Genomic DNA, 9,084 nt, shown 5'->3' with positions numbered 1-9,084 from the left:
AAATTTATATGCAGACACATAAATATAAACCAGAGACAGAAGAAGGTAGTTCGTTTATAATAAGCCCGAAAAATGGACAAAAAATTCCTAAAATAACGAATTTGCAGTACAATAAAAGCAAGGCAAATTATGGGACGAAAGAGAAATGTATATACGGATAATTTTAAGATTGATGCGGTAAAAGAAGCTCTGCATAACGGAGCAGACAGAGCTGAAGCTGCGATAAAATATAATATCGCACAAAGCACATTAAGCGAATGGATTGCAATGTTTCCTGACGGCAAGATACTGACGGACGGGCAGAAAGCCCTTGAAGAAAAAATTGCAGCACTGGAAAAGCAGCAGGAGACAATGCTCATGGAGCTTGGCAGGAAGCAGCCTGAGATTGATCTCTTAAAAAAAACGGGATTTTACCGGTTAACCTTGGAAGTTAGCAATTCCAAAGTTAGCCGACAAAAACGGAGCAAAGCTTACGACTAGCAACACTATTTACGGACATAGCCTTTATTTTTTCAGCCTGAACAGCTCCATGCAGTTTTCGTCTACGGTTTTGTTCAGTTTGTCTATGCTCATGCCTATTTTTTCTGCTATGAATTCATAGGTGTATTTTATAAAAAGCGGTGTGTTTTCGCTGCCTCGCATTGGAACCGGCGCAAGGTAGGGCGCATCTGTTTCAAGCAGAATTCTGTCCTTTGGCACATAGCGCAGAAGTTCCACAAGCTCGTCCATTTTTGCTTTTTTTGTGTATGTTGTGGCTCCCCCGAATGCCAGGTACCAGCCCATGTCAAGAAAAGCCTTCGCTTCATTCAGCCCGTACGAAAAGCAGTGGATTATGCCCCTGTTGTAATTTGCCGCGCGCATGACTTCGATGGTGTCTTTGAATCCGTCGCGCGAGTGGACAATAAAAGGCAGGTCGAGCTCCTTCGCAAGATCCAGCTGCATTTCAAAAAGCTCTTTTTCGCCTGACAGAAGCTTTGCGTCAAAGTCGGATTCACATCTTCCGTCCGGACCCTCAGGGTTCCAGTGATGGTCAATTCCGCCTTCGCCTATAGCCGCAAGATGCCCCGAAAATGCGCTTGAGCTTTCCTGGAATTCCTCGATGCTTTCGCGGAGTGTTTCCATGCAGCTTTCCCTTTCTCGTATCGAATCAGGATCCGGCCAAATTCCCGCGCTGAGGAAAAGCGATTTTTTCAGCTTGCTTTTCATATTTACATCGGGGAGTGCGTTCATGCAGTTTTCCAGAGTTTCGGCTCTGTCCATAAGATCAAAGCATCTTGTGCCGATGTCCATCCCGAAATAAATTCTGTTGTCCGCCATCTGCTCAAGAATTGACGTTCCGTATTCCTCTGAGTTGCTTTCAACTAGATTCTGAAAATGAAAATGCGTATCCGAAAACATAATAAGCCTCGAAAAAAAAAGCAGCCTGATTTTCTTCAAGCTGCCTGCTGTTTGCCGGGAACCAGAATCGAACTGGCACGGCAGGTTTGATTGCCGAGGGATTTTAAGTCCCTTGTGTCTACCTATTCCACCATCCCGGCGATGCAAAATATTATATAGAATTCTGAAATTTCTTTCAACTGGAAACTTGCCTTGCCGTATGCCTGTAAAAATGCGCTATTTTATCCTGCTGTAAAGGTCTGCTATTTCAGATCTCCACTCAGGCTTCTTGTCTTTTTCTTCCCACTCTATGATTTTTCTTATTGTAAAATGCTTTGTATCCGCAGGAGAGGCAAAGTGGATTACTCCGAATCTTCCCTGTCCTATATAAGCCAGCTTGTCCCCCGGATCCAGGCTTTCTCTCTTGGAAAGGGATTCCAGCGCGCAGTCAAAATGAATAAGCCCTTCTGAATTCCTGCTGTTTATTGCGGTCGAAATGTCCCTTATTCCCTGGCCGCATACTTCGCATACGGGCTGGTTCGCGGACTTGAATTTTCTGATTGCCTCTTCGTCCTGCTGTATCTGCTCCAGCGGCACTGATTTTATTGTCGGCTTGAAAACCGGCTTGGGAGCCTGGAAGGTTCTCTTTTCGTCAAAATCTTTTTTTCCGCTTTTCCAGTTTCCTGTGTGTCTTCGTGAATGTTTGTCTTTTCGCATGATGAAAGTATAGTCCAATTACAATTTTTTTTCTATACGAAATTCAACGATATGTCGGCTCATTATGAGCGCGATTCTGTCTATTGCGGAATTTATGTACTCCTTGTCCTGGATTTTTTTTTGCAGTTCCCGGATTCTGGGAGAAAGCGCTGAATTCTGTGTGTTGCTTTTTGCAGCCTGCATTGTTTACTCCGAAAATGCGTTTTCAATATGATAAACCGGATCCAGCCCCGGAACATCAAGCGCTATAATATCATAGCGTACAAATCTGTTATTATATTCTCGATGATTTTCAAGGTAACATTTAGATGTTTTGATAATCTTTTTTTGTTTTGCCCTGCCGACTTTCTGCGCGAGCATTTCAAGTGTTCCGAGCGGAAGATATTTTACTTCCACAAAAACTATAAAGTCCTGTTTTCCGGCGATTATGTCGATTTCTCCTTCCCGGTTTCTGAAATTCCTGTCGAGGATTGTATATCCGTTTTTGGCCAGAAAATCCGCGGCTTTGTCTTCGCCCGCGGCTCCCTTTGTGTGCGTGGAAATTTTCATTTTTCCCTGGAAAACCTCTAAAAAACTTCAGCTTTTTAAAGCCGCTCTAAAAGCCACTGTCCGCCGCCTGAACATTTTCAGCTTCCTTCCATTTTTTTTATAAATGCAAACACCTTTGCAATGGCTTCCCATGTGCTTTCCGGAATACATTCTCCTATCTGGCGCATTGAAAGCACATTTGCCGCGATGTCGTTTTCCACCACGGGAATATTGTTTTCCCTTGCGATCTCAACCATGCGCTTTGCAAGAAGTCCGCTTTCCTTTGCGGAAATAAGAGGAGCGTCCGCATCATCGGGATATTTCAGTGATACTGCTAAAAATGCGCTGCTGTTTTTCATGCGTTCTGATCTTTGAACAGAAAGGAAGCTTCTGTGTATAAATCGCCTGAAGAAGTCAAGGCGGAGTAGGTTACTGTCACAGAATCACCGTTCATGCCGGAACAAAGCAATTCTCCAAGCCGCTCTTCCTCTGAATGAATCCTGGAGGTCAAAAGCGGCGGTAATGTACAGAACCTCACTTCACAAACCTTGCTATTATTAAAATATAACACAAAAAAATATTTTTTCCACTTTAATTCGCAGTTTATCAGAATTTTTTCTGTTATTTTTCTGTCAGTGTCCGTAAGAATTCGTATAATTCCCCTGGCTTCGTTTTTTCCGGGCTGCCATATATATGGAAGAGTTATCCAGTGCCGGCTGTTTCCGTTTCGTGTCTTAATGTGGTTTGCAAGCGTGAGAATTCCGGCTTTTTTTTCCGGGGGCGACTCGTATATTTTTTCCAGAAAATTTTCCGCGCCGTTATCCGGTGTCTGCTTTTCCCTGCTCTGGTCTTTCCAGTTTTCGGGGTGAAGCTGAAGCATAAAACGCTCAATGACTTCCTTTTCAGGCTCGATTCCCTTTTCTATGAGCATGGCGGCAATTTCCGCAGCCTCTTTTTCTTTTCCCGGAAACATGGACGAAACCGCCCTGGCTTTTTTTATAGCCGCCTTGTCAATCTTTACGCCGCACTGAATCATCTGGCTGACTATTCCCATCGAAACTGAATCCGCTGAGATTCCTGCCGAATCAAGGAAATTCCTTAGGCCTGAAGAAAAAAAGTCTGTTCCCTGCGCAGGCGCGGTTTTCAGCAAAATTTTTGAATCTGCGGAAAGCTCCAGAACCGCCTTGAAAAAAGTGCCTTCTGAAAGCGGAATTTCACTTTTGACATTGAGCCTTGTTTCGCGCAGAAGAACAGTGTAGTTTCCGTTGCCCAGGTTTTTTATGACTTTGACAGAAACGTTGTCGCCGGGAGAAAGTGTCCTGCCTGAAAAATTTTCCTGCTGCGGACTGTTGCCTTTTATTTCTGTGACAGATGATTTCATGGAATTTTCCGGATCCGAATTTGTATTTTAAAACCGCCGCTACGATGCAAGATAAAATAAATACTATATTGAATTTCAAAGGCTGTCAAATTGCGTGAACCGTTCAGCCGCCAAAAATCCGCCCTGTGCCTTTTTGCTGAAACATTGCAATTTTCCTATAAAGTTGGTATATTTTTTATGCATGCGGAAGTTTTTGTGTCCGGCGCTCTGCGTTGTAATAATGGGCATGAAAGTCAACTGCGATACCTTAGTATTTGGCGGCCTCGGAAAATTTCAGTATAAATGCGATTCTTAAAATCGTGCTGCTGAAAATAAATTTTTAGAGGTTTCCTGTATTTGAAAATGAGGAATCCTATGGCAGAAACACTGCTTTCAATTCAAAATCTGTCTACATCTGTTGGTGAGAAACAGATTCTTAAAAATATTTCACTGGACATTGCCCCCGGAGAAATCCACGTCCTGATGGGGCCGAACGGAGCTGGAAAATCCACTCTGGGCTATACGCTTATGGGAAGCCCTGAATATTCAATAACCGGCGGCCGCATTGTTTTTAACGGACAGGATATAACATCCGAGCCGGCTGACAGGCGCGCAAAGGCGGGCATTTTTCTGAGCTTCCAGGAGCCGCTTGAAGTGCCGGGCATTTCGCTTGAGTCGTTTGTCCGCTCTTCCATGCAGCAGGTAACAGGGCAGAAAGTCAAGCTCTTGCAGTTCAGCCGGGAGCTTGAGCAGAACATGGATCTTCTGAAAATGGATCACAGCTATGCTTCGCGCGACTTGAATGTGGGCTTCAGCGGCGGAGAAAAAAAGAAAAGCGAAATTCTTCAGCTTCTTATGCTAAAGCCCCGTCTTGCGATTCTTGATGAAACTGACTCCGGGCTTGATGTTGATGCCTGCCGCATTGTGTCTGAAGGCATCAGGACTTATATGGAAAAAAGCGGCGGCTCTCTGATTGTTATAACCCATTCCACTCGTATTCTGGAAAATTTGTCTGTGGATAAAACCCATATAATTGTAAAAGGCCGCCTTGTTCATACAGGTGACGGAAGCCTTGTCCAGAAGATAAATGAAGATGGCTTTGACAGTTTTATTCCGCAGGAAATAAAGGATGCCGAGCGCAGGGAAAAACTTGCCGCCGCTGCAAAGGCTGCAATGGATGCTGTAAAGGCCAACGCTGCCAATGGCGGACTTTAATCAGGAAATCAGATGGCAGAAGAAAAGACAAATGTTTCAGATATTGACCGCTCTCTCTATGATTTCCGCTATGAGGAAAGCGAGCGTGATTTTTACAAGATACGCGCCGGACTTGACGATTCGATTGTAGAAAAGCTGAGCGCGGAAAAAAACGACCCTGACTGGATGAGGGAATTCCGCCTGAAAAGCCTTCATCTTTTTAATGAAATAAAGGAGCCTGACTGGGGACCTGACATACGTGATCTTGATATCCAGAAAATTGTGACATACGTCAAGCCTAAAACCAATATGGCCGCAAAGTGGGAGGATGTTCCCAAGGATATAAAAGACACTTTTGAAAAGCTTGGAATTCCCGAGGCGGAAAGAGAGAGCCTTGCCGGTGTGGGCGCGCAGTATGACAGTGAAGTTGTCTACCACAATGTGATGGAGGAAGTCGCTGAGCAGGGCGTGGTATACACGGACTTTGAATCTGCTCTCAAAAGCAGCGAGTGGAGCGGAATGGTCAAGGAATATTTTATGCACCTTGTTCCGCCTTCAGACCATAAATTTGCGGCTCTTCATGGAGCGGTGTGGAGCGGCGGAAGCTTTGTTTATGTTCCAAAAAATGTAAGGGTGAAAATTCCGCTTCAGTCATATTTCAGGCTGAATGCCGCGGGCGCAGGGCAGTTTGAGCATACTCTGATTATCGTAGATGAAGGCGCGGACTTGCATTTTATTGAAGGCTGCTCTGCTCCAAAGTATAATGTTGCCAATCTGCATGCCGGATGTGTTGAGCTTTATGTAAAGAAAAATGCCAGGCTCCGGTATTCAACAATAGAAAACTGGTCAAAGAATATGTACAACCTGAACACAAAGAGGGCGCTCGTGGAAGAAAACGGACGCATGGAATGGGTTTCAGGGAGCTTTGGAAGCCATATTTCATACCTTTATCCGACTACGATTCTGAAGGGCGACAATTCCTCTGTTGAATTCACGGGAATTACTTTTGCAGGCAAAGGGCAGAATCTTGATACCGGCGCAAAGATGGTTCACATCGGAAAAAACACTTCCACTGTGATAAACACAAAGTCAATTTCCAAGGGCGGCGGCGCGTGCACGTACAGAAGCTCTATTGTTGTCAATAAAGATGCCGGAAATTCACGGGCCAGCATAGACTGTTCATCCCTGATGCTTGATGACGAGAGCCGCAGCGATACAGTTCCTGCAATGAATGTGATGACGGACGACTGCGACATAGGACACGAGGCAAAAATCGGGCGCATTTCCAACAAGGCGATTTTTTATCTGATGAGCCGCGGCATAAGCGAGGAAGATGCAAGGGCAATGATTGTTTCGGGGTTTGCAAATCCCGTGAGCAAGGAGCTTCCGCTTGAATATGCTGTTGAGATGAACAATCTGATTCAGCTTGAGATGAAAGGCAGCATGTGAGGGGCAGAAAATGGAGCATTTTGATATAGACGTGAATCACTTTCCAAGCCTTACTTGGAATTTTCTTGGCATAAACAGCACCCGTCTTGGGCTTGACTCTGAATGTGCTGCCCTGCATATTCAGGATGCGAAGGAGCTTGAGGATACTTCCCTGTACAGTTCCATAGAAACCGGTCTTGGCAAGGAATTTGACAGGGCGTTTGATTCCCTGCTGCATAAGAACGGAATAAAGACAGTCCGCTGTGCTTTTTCCGGGCAGAATTCCGCTCGTAAAATTGAATTTTCTGCGGAGGAAAATTCGTCCTGTGTGTGCGATGTTGTGATTCATGCCGCTGAAAATGAAAACTTGTCATATATTTTTGTGTACAGGAGCGCCGCCGGAATTCAGAATTCCCAGCTTGGAATCCGCATCCGTGTGTGCGCCGAGGAAAATTCCCGTGTGCATATTTCATGCGTAAATCTCCTTGGGGAAAATGTTGTCCACTTCAGTTCGCTCGGCTCAAGGTGCGCAGACAATTCTGTTATAGAAATCACGGAGCTTCAGCTTGGCTCTGGAAAATCCTTCAGCGGAACATTTTGCAGCCTGGATGGCTACAAAAGCCGTTTTTTGGGTGAGGCCGCGTACATTGCCAAAGGAAATTCATTCCTTGATATGAATCAGGTTGCGCACCAGAGCGGAAAATGCTCCGAAAGCCGCTTTTCTGTGGACGGTGTTCTTATGGACAGCGCGCAAAAGACATGGAGGGGCACAATCGATTTCAAGAAAGGCTGCGCGGATTCTGTGGGCGATGAGCAGGAGGATGTTCTTTTGCTCAGTCCGCGAACCGTGAACAAAAGCCTTCCTGTGATTTTATGCGATGAAGAGGCTGTTGAAGGGCGGCACGGATGTTCAATAGGAAAAATCGACACGGAAAAGCTCTTCTATATGCAGAGCCGCGGCATTGACGAAGCCACAGTCCGTTCTCTTCTGGCAAGGGCGAAGGTTTCTAAGGTGTGCAGGTTCATTCCTGACGAAAGCCTTGTGGAAGAGATAAATGAATTTGTTGAAAAATCTGTCCGGTAGAACGGGCATGGAAAAATAATTTGCGTTCAAGGAATGATTAGCAGTCAAAGCGGTCGGCAATCCCTTCCTTGAGTTCAGTGGAAAATTGAGGAAAATATGTTCAGTGCAGAGGAAGTCCGCAGGGATTTTAAAATATTCAGCCGCCCGGAAAACGCTGGGCTTGTATATCTGGATAATGCCGCCACCACTCACCGCCCGGATTGTGTTTTGCAGGCGGAATCTGACTTTTATCAGAAAGACAATGCAAATCCGCTGAGGGGGCTTTATGCGCTCAGTATCAGGGCAACGGATGACTATGAGAATTCCAGGGAAGTTGTGGCAAAATTCCTTAACGCCGCCTTTTCATCTGAAATAATCTTTACCAGAAATGCCAGCGAGAGCCTGAATCTGGTTGCCTATACCCTCGGCCTGTCTGAAGTTCAGGAGGGGGATGAAATTGTTGTGAGCTGCATGGAGCATCATTCAAACATTCTTCCGTGGCAGATGGTATGCTCTGCGAGGGGCGCAAAGCTTGTGTGGCTTGAATGTGATGACTCCGGGGAAATTTCAGAGCAGGAAATCAAGGACAAGATAAATTCCCGCACAAAAATTGTTGCTGTCACACACGTGAGCAATGTTTTCGGCATTACAAATCCTGTTGAGCTGATTGCTTCCTATGCGCACACTGTCGGAAACGGCGGAAAGGGTGCTTTTGTTGTTGTGGACGGCGCGCAGAGTGCTCCCCACAGAAAAATCGATGTTCAGGCTTTGGGCGCGGATTTCTTTGCGTTTTCTGGACACAAGCTCTGTGCTCCAATGGGAATCGGTGTTCTGTACGGAAAAAAGGAGCTGCTTGAAAAAATTCCTCCGTTTATGCGCGGCGGCGAGATGATTGACTACGTTACAAGGGATGGCGCGTCCTTTGCTGAAGTTCCCCATAAATTTGAAGCAGGCACTGTAAATGCAGCCGGAGCAGTAGGCCTTGCCAGGGCGATTCAGTATATTCAGGACATCGGGCTTGAAAACATAGCTGAAAATGATGACAGGCTTGCAAAGCTGATTCTTGAGGGAATGAAAAAAATTCCCAATCTGCACGTAATCGGCAGCGATGACTGCAGAAAGCACTGCGGAATTATCACTTTTGTGATTGACGGTGTTCATCCGCACGATATCGCTTCTATCCTTGATACTGAAAAAATTGCAGTCCGCGCAGGACATCATTGCGCACAGCCTCTTATGCAGAAGCTCGGTGTCGGTTCTACAGCCCGTGCCAGCTGTTATTTTTATAATACGCAGCAGGAGGCGGAAATTTTCCTTGAAAAGCTGAAGTCTGTCAGAAGCTGGATGGGATTTAAAGAGAAAGCCTCGGAAAACTGAATATTTCAGAAGATTCCCGAGATTGAAAATTGAGGTGTTG

At 45.5% G+C, this 9,084-nt stretch carries 11 protein-coding genes and 1 tRNA gene; 5 read left to right on the top strand and 7 right to left on the bottom strand.

Features of this window, described 5'->3' with window-relative positions:
• Positions 1-129 precede the first annotated feature (129 nt).
• Complete coding sequence (locus tag ACI4L0_RS04970) at positions 130-480, top strand: transposase (protein WP_439799063.1); 351 nt, start codon at positions 130-132, stop codon at positions 478-480.
• A 24-nt stretch (positions 481-504) separates the two neighbouring features.
• Here the strand turns inward: ACI4L0_RS04970 and ACI4L0_RS04965 are convergent, their stop codons facing one another.
• The 7 genes from ACI4L0_RS04965 to ACI4L0_RS04935 form a co-directional block, all read right to left on the bottom strand.
• Entirely contained in the window at positions 505-1,398 is an 894-nt protein-coding gene (locus tag ACI4L0_RS04965) for a TatD family hydrolase (RefSeq protein ID WP_439799062.1), read from the bottom strand.
• A 52-nt stretch (positions 1,399-1,450) separates the two neighbouring features.
• Positions 1,451-1,538: transfer RNA gene (locus ACI4L0_RS04960), tRNA-Leu, on the bottom strand.
• 76 nt (positions 1,539-1,614) lie between these two features.
• Positions 1,615-2,094, bottom strand: a complete 480-nt coding sequence (locus tag ACI4L0_RS04955; protein WP_439799061.1) for a hypothetical protein — start codon at positions 2,092-2,094, stop codon at positions 1,615-1,617.
• Between the two features lie 18 nt (positions 2,095-2,112).
• Entirely contained in the window at positions 2,113-2,277 is a 165-nt protein-coding gene (locus ACI4L0_RS04950) for a hypothetical protein (RefSeq protein ID WP_439799060.1), read from the bottom strand.
• A 3-nt stretch (positions 2,278-2,280) separates the two neighbouring features.
• Complete coding sequence (locus ACI4L0_RS04945) at positions 2,281-2,643, bottom strand: YraN family protein (protein ID WP_439799059.1); 363 nt, start codon at positions 2,641-2,643, stop codon at positions 2,281-2,283.
• Between the two features lie 77 nt (positions 2,644-2,720).
• Positions 2,721-2,981, bottom strand: a complete 261-nt coding sequence (locus tag ACI4L0_RS04940) for an EscU/YscU/HrcU family type III secretion system export apparatus switch protein (protein ID WP_439799058.1) — start codon at positions 2,979-2,981, stop codon at positions 2,721-2,723.
• Positions 2,978-4,003 carry a hypothetical protein gene (locus ACI4L0_RS04935; protein ID WP_439799057.1) on the bottom strand — a complete coding sequence of 342 codons (1,026 nt, stop codon included), beginning with the start codon at positions 4,001-4,003 and terminating at the stop codon, positions 2,978-2,980. Before ACI4L0_RS04935 ends, ACI4L0_RS04940 begins: the two co-directional genes overlap by 4 nt.
• A gap of 354 nt (positions 4,004-4,357) precedes the next feature.
• On the opposite strand from ACI4L0_RS04935, the gene sufC reads away from it, so the two are divergent.
• From sufC to ACI4L0_RS04915, 4 genes are all read left to right on the top strand, one after another.
• A complete protein-coding gene (sufC, locus tag ACI4L0_RS04930; protein WP_439799056.1) occupies positions 4,358-5,197 on the top strand; it encodes a Fe-S cluster assembly ATPase SufC in 840 nt (279 codons plus the stop codon).
• A gap of 12 nt (positions 5,198-5,209) precedes the next feature.
• Positions 5,210-6,625 (top strand): Fe-S cluster assembly protein SufB, encoded by a 1,416-nt coding sequence (sufB, locus tag ACI4L0_RS04925; RefSeq protein ID WP_439799055.1) that lies wholly within the window; start codon positions 5,210-5,212, stop codon positions 6,623-6,625.
• A gap of 10 nt (positions 6,626-6,635) precedes the next feature.
• A complete protein-coding gene (locus ACI4L0_RS04920) occupies positions 6,636-7,688 on the top strand; it encodes a SufB/SufD family protein (protein ID WP_439799054.1) in 1,053 nt (350 codons plus the stop codon).
• 96 nt (positions 7,689-7,784) lie between these two features.
• Complete coding sequence (locus ACI4L0_RS04915) at positions 7,785-9,044, top strand: aminotransferase class V-fold PLP-dependent enzyme (protein ID WP_439799053.1); 1,260 nt, start codon at positions 7,785-7,787, stop codon at positions 9,042-9,044.
• The last annotated feature ends 40 nt before the right edge of the window (positions 9,045-9,084 follow it).

Source organism: Treponema sp. (genome assembly GCF_051883275.1).
Classification (GTDB): Bacteria; Spirochaetota; Spirochaetia; order Treponematales; family Treponemataceae; genus Treponema_D.
The sequence above is the reverse complement of the archived record's forward strand: the minus strand, read 5'-3'. Positions and strand labels throughout refer to the sequence as shown.